This is a genomic window from Kitasatospora sp. NPDC059673, from assembly GCF_042734215.1.
Taxonomy (GTDB): Bacteria; Actinomycetota; Actinomycetes; order Streptomycetales; family Streptomycetaceae; genus Kitasatospora.
Window position 1 is genome coordinate 79874 of the sequence record NZ_JBHWEN010000012.1, and the last position, 20237, is coordinate 100110.

Annotated in this window: 20 protein-coding genes; 13 read left to right on the forward strand and 7 right to left on the reverse strand. The window is 72.6% G+C overall.

Features of this window, described 5'->3' with window-relative positions:
• Positions 1–19: 19 nt before the first annotated feature.
• The 3 genes from ACFV18_RS16285 to ACFV18_RS16295 form a co-directional block, all read right to left on the reverse strand.
• A complete protein-coding gene (locus tag ACFV18_RS16285; RefSeq protein ID WP_380483579.1) occupies positions 20–787 on the reverse strand; it encodes a helix-turn-helix domain-containing protein in 768 nt (255 codons plus the stop codon).
• 189 nt (positions 788–976) lie between these two features.
• Entirely contained in the window at positions 977–1471 is a 495-nt protein-coding gene (locus ACFV18_RS16290) for an Lrp/AsnC family transcriptional regulator (RefSeq protein WP_380483581.1), read from the reverse strand.
• Between the two features lie 93 nt (positions 1472–1564).
• Entirely contained in the window at positions 1565–2140 is a 576-nt protein-coding gene (locus ACFV18_RS16295; protein ID WP_380483583.1) for a hypothetical protein, read from the reverse strand.
• 167 nt (positions 2141–2307) lie between these two features.
• On the opposite strand from ACFV18_RS16295, the gene ACFV18_RS16300 reads away from it, so the two are divergent.
• From ACFV18_RS16300 to ACFV18_RS16310, 3 genes are all read left to right on the forward strand, one after another.
• Positions 2308–3012, forward strand: a complete 705-nt coding sequence (locus ACFV18_RS16300) for a response regulator transcription factor (protein WP_380483585.1) — start codon at positions 2308–2310, stop codon at positions 3010–3012.
• Positions 3013–3029: 17 nt separating this feature from the next.
• Positions 3030–4412: an ATP-binding protein gene (locus ACFV18_RS16305; RefSeq protein WP_380483797.1), complete on the forward strand. Its 1383-nt coding sequence runs from the start codon at positions 3030–3032 to the stop codon at positions 4410–4412.
• Positions 4413–4689: 277 nt separating this feature from the next.
• A complete protein-coding gene (locus tag ACFV18_RS16310) occupies positions 4690–6105 on the forward strand; it encodes a glycosyltransferase 87 family protein (RefSeq protein ID WP_380483587.1) in 1416 nt (471 codons plus the stop codon).
• A gap of 142 nt (positions 6106–6247) precedes the next feature.
• On the opposite strand, the gene ACFV18_RS16315 is transcribed toward ACFV18_RS16310, so the two are convergent.
• On the reverse strand, positions 6248–6667 hold the full coding sequence (locus ACFV18_RS16315; RefSeq protein WP_380483589.1) for an SsgA family sporulation/cell division regulator: 420 nt from the start codon (positions 6665–6667) through the stop codon (positions 6248–6250).
• Between the two features lie 367 nt (positions 6668–7034).
• Between ACFV18_RS16315 and ACFV18_RS16320 the strand changes: the two genes are divergently transcribed.
• On the forward strand, positions 7035–8846 hold the full coding sequence (locus ACFV18_RS16320; RefSeq protein ID WP_380483591.1) for an RDD family protein: 1812 nt from the start codon (positions 7035–7037) through the stop codon (positions 8844–8846).
• Between the two features lie 121 nt (positions 8847–8967).
• The gene (locus ACFV18_RS16325) at positions 8968–9660 is read left to right on the forward strand and encodes an RDD family protein (RefSeq protein ID WP_380483593.1); all 693 of its coding nucleotides are present in this window, start codon (positions 8968–8970) and stop codon (positions 9658–9660) included.
• 84 nt (positions 9661–9744) lie between these two features.
• Here ACFV18_RS16325 and ACFV18_RS16330 read toward each other — a convergent pair whose 3' ends face one another.
• The gene (locus ACFV18_RS16330) at positions 9745–10152 is read right to left on the reverse strand and encodes a hypothetical protein (RefSeq protein ID WP_380483595.1); all 408 of its coding nucleotides are present in this window, start codon (positions 10150–10152) and stop codon (positions 9745–9747) included.
• A 232-nt stretch (positions 10153–10384) separates the two neighbouring features.
• Between ACFV18_RS16330 and ACFV18_RS16335 the strand changes: the two genes are divergently transcribed.
• From ACFV18_RS16335 to ACFV18_RS16365, 7 genes are all read left to right on the forward strand, one after another.
• Entirely contained in the window at positions 10385–11074 is a 690-nt protein-coding gene (locus ACFV18_RS16335; RefSeq protein ID WP_380483596.1) for an endonuclease V, read from the forward strand.
• A gap of 139 nt (positions 11075–11213) precedes the next feature.
• Positions 11214–11672, forward strand: coding sequence for a hypothetical protein (locus ACFV18_RS16340; RefSeq protein WP_380483598.1), 459 nt, complete (start codon positions 11214–11216; stop codon positions 11670–11672).
• Positions 11673–11739: 67 nt separating this feature from the next.
• Positions 11740–13188, forward strand: a complete 1449-nt coding sequence (locus ACFV18_RS16345) for a WXG100 family type VII secretion target (RefSeq protein WP_380483600.1) — start codon at positions 11740–11742, stop codon at positions 13186–13188.
• Positions 13189–13280: 92 nt separating this feature from the next.
• Positions 13281–14696 (forward strand): S8 family serine peptidase, encoded by a 1416-nt coding sequence (locus ACFV18_RS16350; RefSeq protein ID WP_380483602.1) that lies wholly within the window; start codon positions 13281–13283, stop codon positions 14694–14696.
• 103 nt (positions 14697–14799) lie between these two features.
• Positions 14800–16191, forward strand: a complete 1392-nt coding sequence (locus tag ACFV18_RS16355) for a S8 family serine peptidase (RefSeq protein WP_380483604.1) — start codon at positions 14800–14802, stop codon at positions 16189–16191.
• A gap of 83 nt (positions 16192–16274) precedes the next feature.
• Positions 16275–16730: an HIT family protein gene (locus ACFV18_RS16360; RefSeq protein ID WP_380483605.1), complete on the forward strand. Its 456-nt coding sequence runs from the start codon at positions 16275–16277 to the stop codon at positions 16728–16730.
• A gap of 75 nt (positions 16731–16805) precedes the next feature.
• On the forward strand, positions 16806–17345 hold the full coding sequence (locus ACFV18_RS16365) for a DinB family protein (protein ID WP_380483607.1): 540 nt from the start codon (positions 16806–16808) through the stop codon (positions 17343–17345).
• A 6-nt stretch (positions 17346–17351) separates the two neighbouring features.
• Here ACFV18_RS16365 and ACFV18_RS16370 read toward each other — a convergent pair whose 3' ends face one another.
• Both ACFV18_RS16370 and ACFV18_RS16375 read right to left on the reverse strand, forming a co-directional pair.
• Positions 17352–18446, reverse strand: a complete 1095-nt coding sequence (locus ACFV18_RS16370) for a DUF2332 domain-containing protein (RefSeq protein ID WP_380483609.1) — start codon at positions 18444–18446, stop codon at positions 17352–17354.
• Between the two features lie 218 nt (positions 18447–18664).
• Positions 18665–19117, reverse strand: coding sequence for a hypothetical protein (locus ACFV18_RS16375; RefSeq protein WP_380483611.1), 453 nt, complete (start codon positions 19115–19117; stop codon positions 18665–18667).
• Positions 19118–19641: 524 nt separating this feature from the next.
• On the opposite strand from ACFV18_RS16375, the gene ACFV18_RS16380 reads away from it, so the two are divergent.
• Positions 19642–19800, forward strand: coding sequence for a hypothetical protein (locus ACFV18_RS16380; protein WP_380483613.1), 159 nt, complete (start codon positions 19642–19644; stop codon positions 19798–19800).
• Positions 19801–20237: the final 437 nt, after the last annotated feature.

Here is a 20237-nt window from a genome sequence, read left to right on the forward strand (position 1 = left end):
TCGGCGGGCCGCCCGCGGCCTACATGCCGAATGCCGCGGTCACCAGGTCCTCGCCGACCCGGGCCTGCAACTGCTCGGCGACCGCCGTCAGCCGGTGCGCCTGCGCGGCCGGCAGCGCCACCGCGATCGCCGCGAGCTCACTGCCCAGCACGATCGGCACAGCCGCCCCCACCACGCCCAGCTGGTACTCCTGGTACTGGGTGATCGGCGCGGCCCGCTGCGGCCCCGGCCCGGGCAGCAGCGGCAGCTGGGACGGCTCGCGCAGGGTGTACGGGGTGAACGGCACCATCGGGTGGAGCGCCAGGTACGCCCGGCGCTCCTCGGCGGACATCAGCGCCAGCAGGGTCTTGCCGCTCGCGTGGGCGTGCGCGCCGATCCGGAAGCGCTTCGGGTCGGCGGTGGCGGCGCCGGGCGCGGCCCGGGCGGCGACCAGCTCGACCTCGCCGTCCTTGTAGCGGGCGTAGTGCACGGCCGCGTTCAGCTCGTGGGCGATCCGGCCGAGCACCCGGTCCAGCCGGATCCGCCCGGCCTCCGGACCGTCCAGCCGGTCCTCCAGGCTCAGCCCCGACACCGCCGGACCGGTGCGGTAGCGGCCCTCCCGGCGCTCCAGGTACTGGTCGTGCACCAGGGTGCGCAGCAGGTGGTACGTGGTGCCGAGGGCCAGCTCGGTGTCCCGGGCGAGCTGCTTGGCGGTGGCGCCGGCCGGGTGCCGGGCGGCCGCCTCCAGCAGCCGCAGGGCGCGCTGCGCGGAGGCGATCAGGGTGGGCTCCGGGGTGACCCGCCTCATCGCGGTGCCCGGGTGGCGGGAACGGCGGGCCGGCCGCGGCGGGCCGGCGGGGGGACGGCCGGCCGGCCCCGGGAGGGGGTGGCCCCGGGGGTCATGACGGCGTTCATTGCGTGCATGAGCTCTAGGCATATGCCAAAAATCGTCTGCCGTCATCCATGGACACGCCAGAAACGGCCCGCCGGCCCGCCGTCAGGCCCCGTCCGGCACTCCCGCGGCCTGTTCCACCAGCGGCAGGACCCGGAACGGCACCGGGTTCTCCAGGGCGATCGCGGTGGACGCCCGGACGATCCCGTCGAAGCCCACCACCCGGTCGATCACCCGCTGCAGATCCGCGTTCGACCGGGCCACGATCCGCACCAGCATGTCGCCGTGCCCGGTGATGGTGTGCAGCTCCAGCACCTCCGGCACCGCCGACAGGTGCGCCCGCACGTCCGCGCCCTGCCCCTGCGAGATCTCCAGAGTGGCGAACGCCGTCACCGGGTAGCCGAGCGCCGCCGGATCCACCTGCGGGCCGAACCCGCCGATCACCCCGCGGGCCTGCAGCCGGTCCAGCCGGGCCTGCACCGTGCCGCGCGCCACCTGGAGGCGGCGCGAACACTCCAGCACCCCGATCCGCGGCTCCTCGGCGAGCAGCCGGATCAGTCTTCCGTCCAGCGCGTCGATGGCATCGGGCTGCGGGGGCACGGGCGGGCTCCTCGGTGGTGCGGGCGTCGACCGACATTGTGGGGTCGGCGCGGTCCGCCCGTCAGCCCCCGCCGGGCCGCGCGGGCGGTGTCGTCAGCCCGGGACGACCTGCACGTCCGGCTGGTAGCCGTTCCAGGTGACGTACACCTGGGAGACCCGGTCGTCCTTGGTGAACAGGACGCGGATCCACTGGTCGCCGTGCCAGACCTGCATCGCCCAGCCCGCCTCCGGGGTCGCCGACACCAACTCGGCGTCGTGCTCCCGCAGATCGACCGCGACCCGGCCGCCCGGCATCAGGTAGCTGTGCACCGACCCGGTCGGGCTCGGCGTACTGCGGGCCGTCATGGTGGTGCTGCGGGACGGGGAGGGCCGGCTGCGGCTCTGGCTCGGACTCGGGTCCGGGCCCGCGTTCGGGTCCGGATCGGGGTGCGGGGCGGTCGAGGTGCCCGGGCCGCCCGAGGCGGCCGGCGGGGTGCCCGTCACCGAGGACGCGGGCGGCACCGTCACCGCCGGCCCGGTCGGCGAGGAGGCCGTCGAGGGCAGCGGCAGCGCCACCGGCCCTTCGTACACCGTGTCGGCGAGTACCGCGTGCACACCGAGCCAGGACAGCGCCACCGCCGCCCCGGTGGCCACCGTCCAGGCGCCCAGTTGAACCCATCCGCTCCGCATCGCGGGCCCATCCTGCCGTACTCGGGTCACGGGCAGGTCAGTGCCCCGGTCATTCCTCGGCAAGCTTGCAGATCACGCTTCCAGAGGATCCGTCAGGTCGTCACCCCGGCCCGCCCGGCCCCCCGAGGTACAGACCAATTGGTCGGGATGCCGTACCGTGCAGCCCCATGGCAACAGTGCTTGTGGTCGAGGACGACCCCTTTGTGCGTTCCGCCCTGATCCGCCATCTGGCCGACTCCGGCCACGCGGTGCGCTCCGTCGGCACCGCCCTGGAGGCGCTGCGCGAAGTCGCCCAGGTGGGCTGCGACCTGGTGATCCTCGATCTGGGCCTGCCCGATCTGGACGGCGGCGAGGTGCTCAAGATGATCCGCGGGCTGACCAACGTGCCGGTCATCGTCTCCACGGCCCGCGACGAGGAGGCGGAGATCGTCCGGCTGCTGAACGACGGCGCCGACGACTATCTGGTGAAACCTTTCTCCGGCGAGCACCTCACCGCCCGGATGGCCGCCGTCCTGCGCCGGCTCGGCGGCGGCTCCCTGATGGCCCCTCAGATCCTGCGGGTCGGCGGCCTCGCCATCGACCCGCAGCGCCGCGAGGCCCTGCTCGACGGAGAACGCCTCGACCTCACCCGGCGCGAATTCGACCTGCTGGCCTTCCTCGCCGCCAGACCCGGGGTGGTCGTCCCCCGCAAGGAGATCCTCGCCGAGGTGTGGCGACAGACCTACGGCGGCGACCAGACCATCGACGTCCACCTGTCCTGGCTGCGCCGCAAACTCGGCGAGACCGCCTCCAGCCCGCGCTACCTGCACACCGTGCGAGGCGTCGGCGTCCGGCTGGAGGCGCCCTCGGGACCGGTCGGGTGCACCACATGAAGCGCCTGCTCCGCTCGCTGCGCTGGGCGATGGTCAAGGCGGCCGTCGCCGGCACCGTCATGGTCGCGCTGGCATTCCTGATCCCGCTCGGCCTGGTCGTCCAGCACACCGCCCGCGACCGGGCGTTCACCGCCGCCCAACGGCAGGCCGCAGCCCTCGGCCCGGCGCTCGCCATCACCATCGACCAGGACGCCATCGCCCGCGCCCTGGCGTCCACCGAGGCCGGCGCCGAGGACCGCCTCGCCGTCCACCTGCCCGGCGGCCAGGTGGTCGGGCGCGGCCGGGCCGACACCGGGCAGCTCGGCTACACCGGGGACCCGAGCCGCGGGGCGCGGACCGGGACCGTCCGCATCCCGGGCGGCTACGCCCTGCTCCAGCCGGTCGCCGTCGACAACGGCCGGGTGGCCGTGGTCGAGGTGTTCGTCCCCGACGCCGAGCTGACGCGCGGCGTCGGCACCGCCTGGCTGGTGCTCTCCGGCGTCGCGCTCGCCCTGGTCGCGGTCTCCGTCGCGGTCGCCGACCGGATGGGCGCCCGAATCGTCCGCTCCGCCCGCCGCCTCGCCACCGCCGCCCGCTCACTCGGCTCCGGCAACCTCACCGTGAGAGTCCCGGTCGAGGGCCCCGAAGCGGCCGGCGCACCCGAAGAACTCCGCGAAGCCGCCTACGCCTTCAACGCCATGGCCGACCGCGTCGTCCACCTGCTCGCCGCCGAACGGGAACTCGCCGCCGACCTCTCGCACCGGCTGCGCACCCCGCTCACCGTGCTCCGCCTCAACGCCGCCGCACTCGGCGCCGGCGACGCCGCCGACGCCACCCGGCACGCCGTCGCCCAGCTCGAACGCGAGGTCGACCAGATCATCCGCAGCGCCCGCCGGGACCCGGTGCACGCCCCACCGGTCACGCTCGGCTGCGACGCCGTCGAAGTGATCCGCGAACGCGTCGCGTTCTGGTCCGCCCTCGCCGAGGACGAGGGCCGCCCCTGGCAGCTGGCCGGCGACACCGAACCGGCACCCGTGCCCGTGCAGCGCGGCGACCTGGCCGCAGCCGTGGACGCGCTGCTCGGCAACGTGTTCCGGCACACCGCCATCGGCACCGCCTTCGCCGTCGACCTGACCGTCACCGAGGACGGCGTGACCGTCCAGGTCGGCGACGCCGGACCGGGCTTCGGCGACCCGGCCCCCGAGATCCGCCGCGGCGCCGGCCACGGCGGCGAAGGCTCCACCGGGCTCGGCCTGGACATCGTCCGCAAGCTCGCCGAGAGCACCGGCGGCGAGGTCGCCCTCGGCCGCTCCGCCGCACTCGGCGGCGCCGAGATCGCGGTGCGGCTCAACACCCGCACCGAAGTCGAACTGCCGCGCCAGCAACGGCGCCGCCCCGGCCGCCTGACCCGCAAGGACTGACACCGGCCGATGACACCGACACAGCAGCTGTTACCGCGAGGGCGACAGCTGGTGTCGCTCCTCTTCCTCGACTACTCCCCAGTACATTCTCAGCGGCGCCTGATGCCGACCCGGCCGTGCCGCCCCCGGAGGGGAGCCCGGGGCGACCGCGAACGCCCACACCCGCCGTGACCGCGACCGGTGGAGCCCGGCGAACCGCGACCGGTGGCGTGAACCGGACGGTCAGGTAGTGTCGGCTGCTGGCCCAGCGCAGGTCGATGGCGGACGGAGCAACACAGTGACCACGGTGCAAGCAGAGCGCGCCACACCCTCCGGCGGACCCGAACAGCCCCCCGTCGTTCCCGCCTGGAAGCACGCCCTCACCGCACCCGCCCGCCTGCTCGCCGACGCCACCGCCGCCCTGCGCGCCGCCCCCCGGCGGCCGCTGCGCACCGCCACCGTGATCGCCCTGGTCTCGCTGCTCGGCTACGCGATCGTCCGGCACCTCGTCGGCACTTCGATGGTCGACATGATCGTCTACCGGGCCGAGGGCGCTGCCGTCGCCCACGGCCAGGACCTGTACGCGCTGCGGGTCACCGAGTGGGACCTGCCCGCCACCTACCCGCCGTTCGCCGCCATGCTGTTCGTGCCGACCACCTGGTTCGGCATCCCGTTCCTGCGGGTCGCCGTCACCGCCGGGAACCTGCTGCTGCTGGCCACCCTCGCCCACCTGTCCTTCAAACTGGTCGGCTGGCCGCGCCGCGAACTACGGCCGATCGGCGTGATCCTGATCACCGGACTGGGCGTCTGGCTGGAACCCGTCTTCACCACCCTGCGCTACGGACAGATCAACCTCGCCCTGGCCTGCCTGATCCTCTGGGACCTCACCCGCCCCGACCACGCCCGCTCCAAGGGCCTCGCCATCGGCCTGGCCGCCGGCATCAAGCTCACCCCCGGCCTGTTCGCCGTCTACCTGCTGATCACCGGCCGGATCCGGGCCGCCCTGGTCGCCGGCGCCGCGTTCCTCGGCACCTTCCTGATCGGGGCGCTGGCCCTGCCGGACGCCACCTGGGGCTTCTGGACCAAGTACCTGTTCGACTCCACCCGGGTCGGCAAGACCGTCATCGTCGACAACCAGTCACTGCGCGGCATGGTCGCCCGCCTGCTGCACACCGAGAACCCCGGACTGCCCGCGACCGCGCTCGCCGCCCTGGTCGCCGTCGGCGGCCTGGCCATCGCCGTCTGGGCCCACCGCAGCGCCCGCTGGTCACCCCGCGCCGAAGCCTGGAGCGTGTGCGCCGCACTGGTCACCGCCGTACTGATTTCCCCGATCAGCTGGACCCACCACTGGGTGTGGTGCGTGCCGATGCTGGTGCTGCTCGCCGCCGAGGCCGCCCACGAACGCTCCCGCCCCGCCGCCGAGCGGCGCTACCGCTGGCGGATCGTGTTCGGCCTCACCCTGCTGGGCTTCCTCTCCTTCGCGATGTGGATCATCCCGCACAAGGGCGACCTGGACCTGAAGCTGCCCGCCCTGAGCCAGGCACCCGCCTCCATCTACCCCCTGCTCGGCCTGTGCTTCCTGGCCGTCGCCGCCGTCAGCGTGCACTCCCGCCGCCGCGCCGCCGGTGCCCCGCCGGTTCGCCTCCCCGCCCCGCGCACCGGCTCCGACGGGCTGGGCAGGGCCGACACTCAGAAGGCCCCCGCCGCCCGCTGAACAACCCGGCCGGTTCGGGGGGTGCAGCCCCGGCCGGTTCCGGTGCGGGTGTGGCCCCGCCGGTTCCGGTGGGGGTGCGGCCCGCCGGTCCCGGTGCGGATGTGGCCCGGCCGGTCCCGGTGCGGACCCCGGCGCGGGCCCGTCACGCCAGCAGCTCGGCGAGCGAGCCGTCCAGGTCCATCGCCTCCAGCTCGGCGCCCGGCGGCACCAGCCGGTGCGCCCGCTCCAGCCACGCCGTCACGGTCGGCAGCGGCGCCTCCAGCAGCGCGTCGCCCGCCGGCGAGCTCAGCGCCATGCACAGCACGCTGCGCCGCCCCGCCCGGGTCGGCCAGATCCGCACATCGCCCTGACCGCACGGGCGGAACGTTCCCTCCACCAGCAGCTCACGGGCGAACACCCAGGTGACCGGCGTCCCGCTGTCCAGGTGGAACGTCACGTACACCGCGAACGGGTCGTGGCTCCCGTACGACAACCGCGCCGGCACCGGGACGCTGCGCTCCGGCGACAGCACCAGCTCCAGCTCCAGCTCCTGCTCCACCACTCCGGTCGACTGTCCGGCCACGGCCGCTCACCCTCTCGCCTCCGCGCGAGGCCGCCGATCGGCCCCACGCCAGGAGAGAGGGGCGGCGGCGCGCACTCTTACACGGGTTTCGGAGAACTTTCCGGCGGACTTTCCGCAGAACCTTTTGCCCGCCGCTCCGGTTGTTCCGGACGGGGCGGCGGGCGGTCCGGAGCACTGGACCCCCAGGACTCGTGCCCTACCACTCGGGCCCGTCCTGTTCCACCGGTTTCGTGAGTTCCGGCGAACCAGACGGGCCGGACCCCTCCAGGCGCTACCCTTTGTGACTGCCCGGCGACTCTCCGCCCGCGGCCCTGTTGCGCACATCCGCACACCTGCACGCCGCGGTGCCGGTACGAAGGAAGAGGCAATGACGGACCGGCCCCCCACCGCAGCACCGATGCTCGGCACGACCGTGCCCGCCGACGCCGGAGCACCCGGCTACTACCCCGACCCGTCGGTACCCGGCTTCGTCCGCTACTGGGCCGGCCACGCCTGGGTCCCCGGCACCAGCCGGGCCGCCCCCGCCCCCGGCGAACAGCTCCAGCCCCCGCGCTTCGTCGCCCGCTACATCGGTCCGCCGCCCTACAGCGTCCCGCCCGGCCTCGCCTTCGCCGCGCCCGCCGGCCCGCTGATCGAGACCGGCCCCATCTACCTCGACGAGACCGGCGCCCACACCGCCTTCAACATGCCCGCCCACCCCGACCCGGTCGAGGCCCCGCCCGCCGCCGTCGAGGTCCGCCCGCGCACGTCGGCGGCGCCGCTGCGCCCCGTCGAACCCGCCCCCTGGGCCGTCACCGGCAACGGGCTCCAGCCCCCCGCCGCCGAATCCTGGGCCACCGCCGCCGCACTGCGCCTGGGCCCGGTGTCCGTCCCGGAGGCGGCGGTCGTGGCACCGCGACGCGGCGGCGCGGGCCGGGAGGCGCGCGAGCGCGGACAGGCGCCGGGGGGTGCTTCGGTGCGCGAGGCTCGGGACGGCGGGGAGGCTTGGGAGGTTCGGGACGTTCCGGAGGTTCGTGGGGCTCGGGACGTTCCGGAGGTTCGTGGGGCTCGGGACGTACGGGAGGTTCGCGAGGCCTTGGGTGTTGAGGCGGAGGTGGAGGCCGAGGTCCGGGTCTCGGAGCCGGTGGTCGTGGAGGCGCTTGCGCCGCGCCCTGCCCAGCCGCTCGGTGGGACGCCGTGGCACGGCGCCGGAGGCGGGGCGGGCGGCGACGGTTCGGTGGGGATGTCGGCCGGGCCGGCGGCGCTGTACGAACCGCGTCCGGCGCCGGCGTACGAGCCCTTGCGTGGGCCGAGCGCGGACGTGTCTTCGGTGGCACCGTCAGCAGCGTCTTCGGCAGCGTCTTCGGCGGCGTCTTCGGTGGAGGAGGTGCGGCGGGCCGCCGAGTCGGCTGCCGGTTCGGGCTGGCGGGCGGATCCGCGGGCGCAGCGCGGGCTGATGGACACCGGGGAGGCGCCACGGCGAGTGTCCTGGGGCATCGACGCGGCGCCCGGCGAGGCCCCGGCCGCTGAGCCGCCGTCGCCCCTGGAGCGGGCCCTGCGGGAGCCGCGGGCGGCGCACGTCACCAGTGAGCGGGTGCGACCGCCGCGCGAGGCCGGGTCGTCCCGGGCCGCCCAGGCCGAGGAGCGCCCTGCCGTGCGGCGTGGTGGGGGCGGTGGCGAGCGGCGGCGCCCGGCCGTCCCGGCGCCCGTCCCGGCCGGGCTCGCGGCGCGGGCGTTCGGGTGGCTGGTGGACGGAGCGGTGACGGTGGTGGTCGGGGCGGCCGTCGCCGTGCCGATGGTGGCCACGGTCTCGGCGCACGTCCGGAAGAAGATCGAGCAGGCGCAGCTGGCCGCCCAGTTGACCGGACGCCAGCACCAGGTGTGGCTGCTGGACCAGGTGGTGCTGGGCCGGCTTGGCGTGGTGCTCGGGGTGCTGGTGCTGTTCGCGCTGCTGTACCAGGTGCTGCCGACCGCCCGGACCGGCCAGACCTTCGGCAAGCGGCTGGCCCGGGTCCGGGTGGTCGCCGCGGGCGGCACCCGCCCGCCCGGCTTCGGGCGTTCGCTGCTGCGCTGGTTGGTGGGTGGGCTCGGTACCGTCCTGCTGTTGGGTCTGTTCACGCCGCTGCTGGACCGTCCCGCGCGTCGTGCCTGGCACGACCGGGCGGCCCGGACCAGGGTGGTGCGGGTGGTGCGGCGTTGAGGGGCGGGGCCGCCGCCGTGCTGGGTGGCGGTGCTGTCGGCTGCTGACGAATGCCTCTGAAACGGGCAGAAACGTCGAAAATGTCCCAAAACCGTAGTAATCGCGGTGTTCTACTCGGGGAATGAGCACCAACGACCCCTCTGGGACCGAGCCGGAGGAGGAGGGCGGCAAGCCTTCCTTCGACAAGCAGCCGCCGTCGGCGGGCAGCCCGTACGACACGCCGCCCGGCTACGGGGGCCAGTACGGTGCGCCGCCCGGATCGGGCTCCCCCTACGACAACCAGCCGCCCGGCCAGACACCGCCCGGCCAGACACCGCCGGGCCAGACCCCGCCGCCCGGTGGCCCGTACGGTTCGCCCTACGGCGCGCCCGGCCCCGGTCCGGTTCCCGGGATGCCCGCGCTCGGCAGTTGGGGTGCGCGGATCCTCGCCACGGTGGTCGACTGGATCCTGGTGGAGGGCGTCGCCGTCCTGGTGCTGCTGCCGTTCGCCAACTTCGGCCGGCAGGACGGCTGGGTCGGCTCGGCCTGGCTCGGCTACGGCCTGTTCCTGATCTACCAGGGCCTGATGCTCAGCCGGGACGGCCAGACCCTCGGCAAGAAGCTGATGAAGGTCCGCGTCGCGATGCTCGCCGACGGTTCGTCCCCGACCTCCAGTGCCGCCTGGACCCGCGCCGCCACTTTCGTCGCCCCCGCACTGATCTGCTGCGGCGGCCTCTGGTGGCCCGTCGACGGCCTGTTCGGCGTCTTCGACAAGCCCTACCGCCAGTGCATCCACGACAAGGCCGCCAAGACGGTCGTGGTCTCCACCGCCTGACGGCGACTCGGTGCGGTGTGAGGTGGGCCCCGGGCCCGTGGCAGCCATCGACCTGCCGCGGGCCCGGGAGCTTTTTTCGTCCGGCTACCGGGACTTGGCGTACTCGGGTCGGCGGGCGTGCTCCGGTTGGCGGGCGGCCGGTGCCGGGGCGGCGGGCGGTGTCGGGCCGGCGGGCGGTGTCGGGCCGGCGGGCGGTGGTGCTGCGGGCAGGCGCGGACGGGTGCTGAGCAGGACGGCGGACAGCGTGCCGAGCGCGATCGCGACCGCCACCAGCACCGCGACCCGCCACACCCCCGTCTCCCCGGACACGGCCAGCAGGGCCACGGCGGTGGCCGTCGCGACCAGGGCGCCGAGACCCACCTGGACCGGGGCGGGGCGGGCGGCGGTTCGCGCGGGGGCGCGCACGGGGCGGACGCGGCGGACGGCGTGGGCGGTGCGGGCGGCGTGGGCGGTGCTTTCGGTGCGGGGCGGTGGGGCGGCGAGGCGCGTCATGGCGGTCGACCCTTCGCGCGGGCGGGGAGGCCGAGGCCGGGACCGGTGGCGGTCCGGACCCGTTGGCCGGGGCGGTAAGTTCAGGCTAACTCTTGGGAGTTGAGCAGTCCGGGGGCACAGGGGGCGCACGGGCTCACAGTGCCTCCCGGCCATGAGCGGTAGCGTGCGCACGGACAACGCCGGGGTGGGTGGCCGCCCCGCGCCACCTGTTTCCGACCCGTCCGGAGTCGCCGTGACCGTCCCGACCAACTGGCCCACCACCGCGGAAGCCGCCCGCGCCGAACAGGAACGCCTGCGCCCCCTGGTCGTCCCCGAGGGCCCCGAACCCCCGCGTCGCCCCGGCACCCTGATCGCCGGCGTCGACGTCGCCTACGACGACGAACGCGACGTGGTCGCCGCCGCGGCCGTCCTGCTCGACTACGCGACCCTCGACGTCGTCGAACAGGTCACCGCAGTCGGCCGGGTGGCCTTCCCCTACCTGCCCGGACTGCTCGCCTTCCGTGAACTCCCCGCCGTCCTCGACGCGTTGTCCCGGCTCACCCGCACCCCCGACCTGATCGTCTGCGACGGCTACGGCCTCGCCCACCCCCGCCGCCTCGGCCTCGCCAGCCACCTCGGCGTCCACACCGGCCTGCCCACCCTCGGGATCGCCAAGACCCCCTTCACCTTCACCCACGAACCGCCCGGCGAGCACCGCGGCGACTGGTCCCCACTCCTCGACGGCCCCGAGACGGTCGGCCGCGCCGTCCGCACCCGGCAGGGCGTCAAACCCGTCTTCCTCTCCGTCGGCCACCGCATCGGCCTGCCCGAAGCCACCGCCGTCACCCTCGCGCTCACCCCTTCCTACCGCCTCCCCGAAACCACCCGCAGGGCCGACTCCCTCTGCCGCCAGGCCCTCGCCGCCACCGCCCCCACCCCCTGACTCCACCCCCCGTCAGCAGGGGGCGTTTTGACGGGCCGTCCCATGTGTTACACATATGGATTGGAGCCAACTATCCATCAGGCCCCAGGCGGCAAGCGGGCAGTCCAGCGGGCAGCAGGTACGGGGGAGGTACGAGTACATGAGCACAGGCGGCAAGGGCTTTCAGGTAGAGGTCGACAGCCTGCGTGCGTTCGCGGCGCAAGTCCGAGGACTGCTCAAGGAGTTCGAGGACGGCGCAGGTGGCGCGAAGGTCCACGGCCAGACCGGGCTGAGCCCGGCGGCGTTCGGCACTTTCGCGGAGGCCGAGGCGTTGCATGCCAAGTACGGCGAGATGCGGGACGCGCTGAAGGAGGTCCTCGACGGTATCCAGCAAGCGATCGACGAGGCCCAGCAGAACGCGGACCGGACAGCGACCAACTACGAGGAAAACGAGCACGACACCAGCAAGCACCTGAAGCTGGCGAGTGACGGCTGGTCCACTGTGGCTCCCAGCCCGGTGGCACCGACGCAGCGCACCACCGCGGCGGCACCGCAGGCCGTGCCGCCGGCCGGAAACGTCTCTCCGGCGGGCAGCGGGGAGCCGAGGCCACAGTGGTGAGCATTCGGAAGACAACAGCGGAACCGGGCGACGGCCGCGGCACTGTTCGGCGAGAGGGGAGCCAATCGTGACCGACATGACCAACTTCTACTCCTACAGCCATGGCCAGATGCGCGAGATGGTCCAGTCGATGGACTCCGGCGCGGTCATGGCAGCCGCCGACCCGTGGCGTCGCGCCACCAACACCCTGAAGCAGATCCGCACTGCGCTGAACACCGCCGCCGCCGACACCAGCGGGTCCTGGGAAGGCGACACCAGCGATGCGTTCTACGCGCGGATGACGACGCTCGCCAACAACGTCAACAACGTTGCGGCTTACTCGAACGACGCCGCCAACGCGCTGGAGATGATGTCGGAGGCCATCGACAAGGCCAAGAGCGACATGCCCGAGGAGCCCGGTTTCTGGGACAAGGTGGGCGACGCGATCAGCGACAGCGCCCAGCAGACCGTCGGCATCGACAACGAGGACACTCGCACCGCCGTCGCGGACAGCCGCAAGCAGCAAGCGGTCACCGTGATGCAGGTGTTGGCGGCCAGCTATCGGAGCACTACGAACTACTTGCAGCCGCCCAAGCCGCCGCCACCGCCGCCGGGAAAGGGGGGACGGGAGGACAACCGGGAGTTGACTCCCCCGGACAACGGCGGTATCAGCGCTCTCGGAGCGATGATTGCCGGTATCAGTGCTGGCCTGAATCAAGGCAGTTCGGGATCGGGATCCTCGTCCGGATCCCGCGTCTCCGGGCAGAGGTCGGCGCCCCAGGCGCCGAAACTGCAACCTGCTGTGGTCCGCCCGACCGATGCAGGTATCTCCGGCGGAACCGCCAACCCGGTTGCACAGCCGAAGGGCCCGGGAACTGGCATCGACGGGATGCAGGGTGGCGGCGTCCGCGGGGGCACCGGGACGATCGGCGGCACTGGCGGTGCGGGCACCGTACAAGGTCCGTCCGGTGGCGGCGGGCTCGGACCGGCCGGCGGTGTCGGCGGCGGTCAGATCGGCCGTGCTGATGGCGGGCTGCTCGGTGGTGGTTCCGGCATCGGCGGCAGCCGCGCCGGGTTCAGCGGGAACAGCGTCTCCAAGGCCGGGACCTTTGGCTCCGGTGGCTTGGGCGGCAGCGGTGGCACTGGTGCTGGCGGCGCCAGCGGCAGCGGTCTCGGCGGACACTCCGCGGGCGGCCTGGGAGGTGCCGGTGGTAGCGGCATCGGTGCGCGCTCCGGCGGGAGCCTGACCGGCAAGGCCGGCGGCGTGATCGGCGAGTCGACCCACGCCACCCCTGGTGGACGTGCCTTCACCGAAGGCGGTTCCGGTATCGGCCGCAACCGCTTCGGTCAAGGCGGCGCAGGCGGCCAGGCCGGTGGCCCGGGTCAGGCCGGTGCTGGGCATGGCGGCGGCATGGGTGGTCACGGCCAGGTCGGCAAGAAGGACAAGAAGCGCGGCAAGGACCGCCCGGACTACCTCGTCGAGGATGAGGAAACCTGGGCGTCCGGCGATCAGGTCAACCCGAACGTGGTGGAATGACGTTCGGTCAGTAGAACAGTCGAACAGGACCGGCCGTCCCGCAGATCCGATGGTCTGTGGGGCGGCCGCTTCAACAAGTGGGGTGACGGGGCTTGACGACCAGCCGATCCGTGCGCGGTCTGGCCGCGTTCGCTGCGGGAACCCTGTTGTGGGGTGTCGCCACTGAGCCAGCTGCTGCGGACTGGGTCCGCGACGGCCAGTGGGCGTTGAAGAACTACCGTGCGGCCGAAAAGGTTTGGCCGATCAGCCGGGGTGAGGGGGTGATTGTTGCGGTCATCGACAGCGGTGTTGACGCAGATCACCCGGACCTGACTGGGCAAGTTCTTCCCGGCCTTGATCTCACCGGTGCTGGCACGGACGCACGGAACGACACTGATGGCCACGGCACTGGCATGGCCAGCAACATTGCCGCGCACGGCCACGGTGACAACGAGGGTGCGATGGGCCTCGCCCCCAAGGCGAAGATCCTTCCTATCAAGATCGACTGGACTTCTGGGGCAAAAGACAGCAGCGCCGCGGATATCGCCAAGGCCATCCGTTTTGCCGTTGACAACAATGCCAAGGTCATTAATATGTCGTTCGGTGGTGGCGCTTCCACCGGGGACGGGTACAAAGAGGCGATCAACTATGCCATTCAGAAGGACGTAGTTCTCGTCGCCAGCAGTGGGAACACTGCGGGTATCCCGGTTGAGAACCCCGGTTGCTTTCCGGGAGTAGTGGCAGTTTCGGGGGTCGCAGAGAGCGGCGACATGTGGGAGAAGTCGACGACCGGCCCGCAGGTGACAGTGGCGGCACCTGCGGTGAACATTTACCACGCGAATCAGAAAAAGGGTTACAGTGCGGGTGATGGGACCTCAGATGCGGCAGCCTACGTGTCCGGCATCGCGGCCTTGGTGCGATCGAAGTACCCGAACCTTTCGGCGGGTCAGGTAATCAACCGGATTATCAAGAGTACGGCGAAGCCGGACGGCAAGGGGTCGTTCCCGAACGACCAGTACGGCTACGGTATTGCGTCTCCCGGCGGTGCGCTGGCGGCCAACCCCCAGGTGGACAACGGGCCGAAGGAGAATCCGCTTCTCAAGCGCGCCACGTGTAGCGACCAGCCGGCGAGTACCACCTCGGCGTCTCCCGGGACTGGTGCGTCGGATCCGGCGCAGGCGCCTCCGGCTGGGAACGGTGCGACCTCGCCGCAGGCGAGCAGTGACTCTAAGAGCAGCAACGGGATGCTGATCGCGGTAGGCGGCGGTGTTCTCGCGCTGGTCGTCATTGTGGTGATTGTGTTGCTGGTCCGCCGTTCCAAGGGCGGCAACGGTGGTGGACCCGGCGGTTCGGCCGGGCCGGGCGGGCCTGGTGGGGGGCCGGGATATGGCTACCCGCCGCAGCAGCCGGGGGGTTACGGTCAGCCGCAGCCGGGGCAGGGGTATCCGCCGCAGCCGCCGTACCCGCAGCAGCAGGCGCCCTATCCGCCGCAGCAGCCACCTGCTGGCGGGAATCCGTACCAGCGCTGAGGGCGCGATGGGTTGACGGTCCCTCGATATCGGTGAGCCGATGTCGAGGGGCCGTTTCGTTGATTGAGCGCGGCGCGTGTGGCGCTGCTGGGGGGAGTCGAAGGTGGTGAACGGACGTGGGGCGCGGCCGTGGTCGGTCGTGGTGGTGCTGGGGGTCGTGCTGTTCGGGGTCGGTGCTGGGCCTGCTGCTGCGGACACCATTCGCGATGGGCAGTGGGCGCTGAAGAACTATCGTGCGGCCGAGAAGGTTTGGCCGATCAGCCAGGGCGAGAATGTCATCGTCGCGGTCCTTGATACCGGTGTGGGAAGCCATCCCGATCTGGCCGGCCAGGTTCTTCCTGGGACTGACTTCACAAGCCCTGGTAAGGACGGGCGAACTGATACCCAGGGCCATGGAACCGGTATGGCCAGCGTCATTGCTGGGCGTGGCCATGGTGACAACGCGGGAATCATGGGACTTGCGCCCAAAGCCAAGATCCTGCCCGTGAAGATCAACATTGGGTTCGGCGAGAATGCCCAGGCAGGCAGCGAAACGGAACTCGGCGATGCCATCCGCTACGCGGTGGACCACGGCGCGAAGGTCATCAACATGTCCTTCGGTGGAGGAAACAAGCTCGACGCCGGGTACCAGGACGCCGTCAACTACGCCTTCCAGAAGGACGTTGTCCTCGTTGCATCGCCTGGGAACGACTCCAGCCTGAAGATCGGCTACCCGGCGGCATTCCCGGGAGTGGTGGTGGCCACGGCGATCGATGAGAAGGGCAACCTCTGGCCGAAGTCGACCACTGGGCCTCAGGTGACGCTCGCGGCTCCAGGTGTCAACATCTACCGCGCGAACGAAAAGCAGGGCTACGGCACAGCGAACGGCACCTCCGACTCCGCGGCATATGTGTCTGCGATTGCTGCGTTGGTGCGATCGAAGTACCCGAACCTTTCGGCGGGGCAGGTCATCAACCGGATGATCAAGAGTGCGGTGCAGGTGCCGGGCAAGGGAGCGTTCCCGAACGATCAGTACGGGTACGGCGTCGCCTCTCCGTCCGGTGCGTTGGCCCCTGACCCGGAGGTGGACAACGGTCCGAAGGAGAATCCGCTACTCCATCGCGCGGGTTCGGATGATGGTTTGTCCTCCAAGGCCCCGGGGGCGGGTGCCGCGGATCCCGCGAAGACGTCCCAGGCCCGTGATGACCCGCAGGCGAGCAGTGACTCCAAGAGCAGCAGCGGAATGCTGATCGCGGTCGGTGGCGGTGTTCTCGGGCTGGTCGTCATTGTGGTGATCGTGTTGCTGGTCCGTCGCTCCAAGAACGGCAACGGTGGTGGGCCCGGCGGTCCGGTCGGCCCCGGTGGTGGGCCGGGGTGCGGGTATCCGCAGCAGCAGCGCGGGCCCGGTTATGGGCAGCAGGCGGGGCAGGGGTATCAGCCGCAGCCGCCGTACCCGCAGCAGCAGGTGCCGTATTCGCCGCAGCAGCCGGGTGGGGGGAATCCGTATCAGCGGTGAAGGGGATCGTTGTTGACGGCCCCCTGGGGAGTGGCTTTGGCGTTCCTCGGGGAGTCGTTGGGTGTTTGGGAGATGGGGAGGGCATGGAGATGACGGGGTGTTACGCGTGTGAGCGGGAGGCGGAGTTCGACGGGCTGCCGCGGTATGAGCGGGTGGCGGTGGATGAGCACTGGCGGGTGGTGCATGCGGTGGACTGTGCGCTGCCGGGGTGGCTGGTGTTGTTGCCGCGGCGGCATGTGGAGTCGATGGCGGAGCTGAGTGGGGCCGAGGCGGCGTCGCTGGGTGGGTGGTTGGTGCGGTTGGCGCGGGCGGTGGAGGTGGTGACGGGGTGCGAGAAGGCGTATGTGGCGCAGTTCGGGGAGGCGGCGGGGTTCGCGCATGTGCACTTCCATGTGGTGCCGCGCGGGCGGGAGTTGGGTGTGGAGTTGCGTGGCCCGAAGGTGTTCGGTCTGTTGCGTGCGGGTGAGCGGGCTGTGTCGGCGGAGGAGATGAATGAGATCGGCGGGAGGGTCGCTGCTGCGCTCGGCGAACTGCGCTGAGGGTGGCGGGATCTCGATGGCCGGTGGCGGTGGTGGCCCTGGTGGGGTGGGGTGGGGGCGGGTGATGCTGGGCGCATGATGATCCCTGACACCAAGGACTGGACCTGGGTGCTTGAGCGCCCCTGCGCGGAGTGCGGGCTGGACACGCCGGGCGTGGCGTTCGAGCAGGTCCCGGGCATGATTCGGGCGAATGCGGCGGCGTGGACGGAGTTGCTGGCGGGTGATCCGGCGGTGCTGCGGGAGCGGCCGCGGCCGGAGGTGTGGTCGGTGCTCGAGTACGCCTGCCATGTGCGGGACGTGTTCCGGCTGTTCGACGTGCGGCTGCGGTTGATGCTGGCCGAGGACGACCCGCTGTTCGCCAACTGGGACCAGGACTCGACTGCCGTCGAGGAGCGCTACGGCGAGCAGGACCCGGCCACCGTGTCCGGTGAACTCGCGGCCGGGGCCGAGCAGTTGGCACGCTCGTTCGAGGCGGTGCCGGACGCCGCCCGCCTGCGTACCGGACTGCGCAGCGACGGCGCCCGGTTCACCGTGGAGTCCTTCGCCCGCTATCTGATCCACGATCCGGTGCACCACCGCTACGACGTCACCGGCGTGCTGCACGAGGCGGGTTGAGGCAGGTCAGAAGGCGTCGAGCGCGGGGTCGCCGTCCGCCAGGGTCCAGGCGGGCAGGCCGTGCGGCATGGCCTCGGCGAGGACCGTGGTGGGGCCGGCGCCGAAGCGGGCGGTGAGCAGGAAGCGGTGCCCGTTGCCGACCCGGCGCGGCTCCAGGGCGAGGTGGACGAACGGCGCGGACGGGCCGGACTCGGCGGCCAGGCGGTCCAACTCGGCCCCTACGGACCGCCATTCCTCGGCGGGGACGTACTGGCGCATGATCGAGTGCCAGACCACGGTGAGGGTCCCGTCGGCGACCCGGACGTCGCGCAGGAACTCGGCCGCGCCGATCGGTGCGACGGGGGCGGGGAGCCGTTCGGCGAGGGCGAGTGCGCCGTTCAGCCGTTCCAGGCGCGGGAGTTGGTCCGCCCAGAGGTAGGCGCGCAGGGCGAGTGCGCCGTCTTCGGAGCGCGGGTCGATCGGCGTCGGGTCGCAGCCGCGCCGTTCCATCACCTGCTGGAGCGGAGCGTCCCGCAGCCAGGCGGGCGGCTCGCCCTGCCAGGCGTCGGCGAGCACCACGGGGGAGTCCGCAGGTCCGTACGCGAAGCCGGGGGAGACGCAACGGAACTGGTCGGCAAGGAGGTTGAGGCCCGCGCTGGAGCCGAGTTCGTGCAGCCGCACCGGCAGCGGGGCGGCGAGCTGTTGCTGTGCCCAGGCGAGGCCGGTGAGCAGCAGGTTGGCGCGGCCGACCTCGTTGGTCTGCGGCGGGCGGGTGAGCCACTCGCGGATCCACGGCAGGTGGTCGGCGACGGTGGCGCGGAACGCCGGCCAGGGGGCGTCAGGGTCGGCGGGGTCGAAGGTGCCGCCCGCGCTCGGGTAGTGGCCGGCGAGAGTGGGTGCCCGGCCGGAGATCACCAGGGCGTGGACGGCGCCGAGCAGGCGCAACGCGACGGCCGACGGGCCGGGGGCGTCCTCGTGGCCGACGATCGCCTCGGCGCACGGGCCGCCGGCGGCAAGGTCCTCGGCGGCCCGGCGCAGCAGGGCGGCGGACAGCGGGGAGCCGAGTTCCGCGCAGGCGTCGGCCTGGTGCCGGAACATGGCCACGGCATGGTCGATGGGCATTCGGGAACTCCTCTGACGAAGGTGACAGGACGTCATCCTTCGCCGCAATGGGCGCGGATCGGTAGCGGCGTCGGCGGTGATCTCGCTCACGGGTGGTGCGGGTGCGACCGGCGTGGACGACCCGGGAGACCGGGCACGGAAGCACACCCCGGCAGCCGGGGCAACTTAGGGGCGTGCGACCAACGCTTCGCGCCCGCTGCCACGCGTCCTGGGAGCCGTCACCAGTCGGTGGTGCGCCGCCGGTGGGTCTGTCGGAGCTGGCTGGTGATGTTGGCGGTGTCGACGCCCACCACGTCGGCGATCTCGGGCGTGGCCAGGCCGACCACGTAGTGCAGGATCGCCAGGTCCTCCTCGGCGTCGACGTCCGGGCGGAGCTGTTCGGCACCGGCCAGCGCGTGCTGCTCGGTGACGGTGTCGCGGAGGATCTGCCAGGCCGCGGCGGCCGGGTTGGAACTCCCCAGCACCGCGGGCCAGACCTCGGCCAGTTCGCGCAGGGCGAGCCGGACCACCCGGTGGGCGGCGGCGGGTTCCTGGAACCAGACCCGGGCGTAGCTCCGGTACCGCGGCTCGTGCAGCTCGCAGAACGCCGCGAACTCGACGGAGACCTGCGGAAGTTCGGTGGACCGATCAGCGAATGCCGAGCCTGCGGCCGGGACATGACGATTGGTCACATCAGCTGCCTCTCGATCTGGGTCCGGACGGGGAGCGTCAGCGCTCACTCTAGGCCCTCGGGCGGGTGCTGTGGGTGACAAGTCTGCTGAGATGCCCGGGCGCGCGCCTGCTGCGGAGTGTTGTGTGACGACGCGTCAACAACGGTCGCCCGCCGGACGCGGCTGCGAGCGCATCGCACCTGGTCGGAGATGGTGGATCGGCAGTGGCTGCACGGCAGTTGGTGTGCCACTTGTAGGCCTCATGGGTGAACGCGGACACGGCAACGGGGCTCACCTGCACGGGCGAAACCCGGACCACGGGCATGACCACCATCACACATCGAACCGGCCGCACCACCACGAACACGCGCACCAACACGCGCACCTGGAGCGCGAGGGCCGGCCGGGCGGCCGGGGCACGAACACGGGCGCGAACGCGAGCGCGAAGACCGGCGCGGACGCGAACCTCAGCACGGGCGCCAGCCGGGATCGGGCACTGCCCGGCCCACCTGCTGCGCCCGCACTCGCGCGACGTCGCCGAGCGGGTGGACGCGGCGCTGGAGTCCTCGGCCGAGGGCCCGCGCACGCTGTGGGTCTCGCTGACGGTGCTCGGCCTGACCGCCGCCGCGCAGGCGGTGATCGCGGTGCTGTCGGGTGCGGCGGCGCTGGCCGGCGACACCTGCACAACACCGCCGCCGCGCTGACCGCCGCCCCGCCGGTGTGGCGCTTCTGCTCGGCCGGCGGGCGGCGAGCCGCAGTTGCAGGCGAGCTGCGGTTACGCGCACGCGTCCGGGCGGGCGGAGGGCCTGGCGGGCGTCGCGGTGGTGGTGGCGGCGCGGCGTCCTCGCTGGTGGCGGGCCGGACGGCGGTGGACCGGTTGCTGCACTCGCGGCTGGTGGGTCGGCTGTGGGTGGCGGCGGGGCGGCCCTCGGTGGGTGTGTCGGCAACGAGTGGGCGGTCCGCTGCCGGACCGCCACCGGGCGGCGGATCGGTTCGGCGGCGCCGGCCGCGGACGGCCTGCACGCCCGCACCGACGCGCTGACCTCGCCGGCAGCACCGGTCGCGGGCGTGCCGGTGGTGGGCTGCCGGTCACGGTGGCGGTCCTGCCGGTGCTGCGCGGCACGGCGCGCGAGCCGGGCCG

What these genes read in the sequence shown, in the direction of transcription:
- ACFV18_RS16285 (WP_380483579.1), bottom strand. Translation starts at nt 787, where the DNA reads ATGAGGCGGGTCACCCCGGAGCCCACCCTGATCGCCTCCGCGCAGCGC.
- ACFV18_RS16295 (WP_380483583.1), bottom strand. Translation starts at nt 2,140, where the DNA reads ATGCGGAGCGGATGGGTTCAACTGGGCGCCTGGACGGTGGCCACCGGG.
- ACFV18_RS16300 (WP_380483585.1), top strand. Translation starts at nt 2,308, where the DNA reads ATGGCAACAGTGCTTGTGGTCGAGGACGACCCCTTTGTGCGTTCCGCC.
- ACFV18_RS16320 (WP_380483591.1), top strand. Translation starts at nt 7,035, where the DNA reads ATGACGGACCGGCCCCCCACCGCAGCACCGATGCTCGGCACGACCGTG.
- ACFV18_RS16325 (WP_380483593.1), top strand. Translation starts at nt 8,968, where the DNA reads ATGAGCACCAACGACCCCTCTGGGACCGAGCCGGAGGAGGAGGGCGGC.
- ACFV18_RS16330 (WP_380483595.1), bottom strand. Translation starts at nt 10,152, where the DNA reads ATGACGCGCCTCGCCGCCCCACCGCCCCGCACCGAAAGCACCGCCCAC.
- ACFV18_RS16340 (WP_380483598.1), top strand. Translation starts at nt 11,214, where the DNA reads ATGAGCACAGGCGGCAAGGGCTTTCAGGTAGAGGTCGACAGCCTGCGT.
- ACFV18_RS16360 (WP_380483605.1), top strand. Translation starts at nt 16,275, where the DNA reads ATGGAGATGACGGGGTGTTACGCGTGTGAGCGGGAGGCGGAGTTCGAC.
- ACFV18_RS16365 (WP_380483607.1), top strand. Translation starts at nt 16,806, where the DNA reads ATGATGATCCCTGACACCAAGGACTGGACCTGGGTGCTTGAGCGCCCC.
- ACFV18_RS16370 (WP_380483609.1), bottom strand. Translation starts at nt 18,446, where the DNA reads ATGCCCATCGACCATGCCGTGGCCATGTTCCGGCACCAGGCCGACGCC.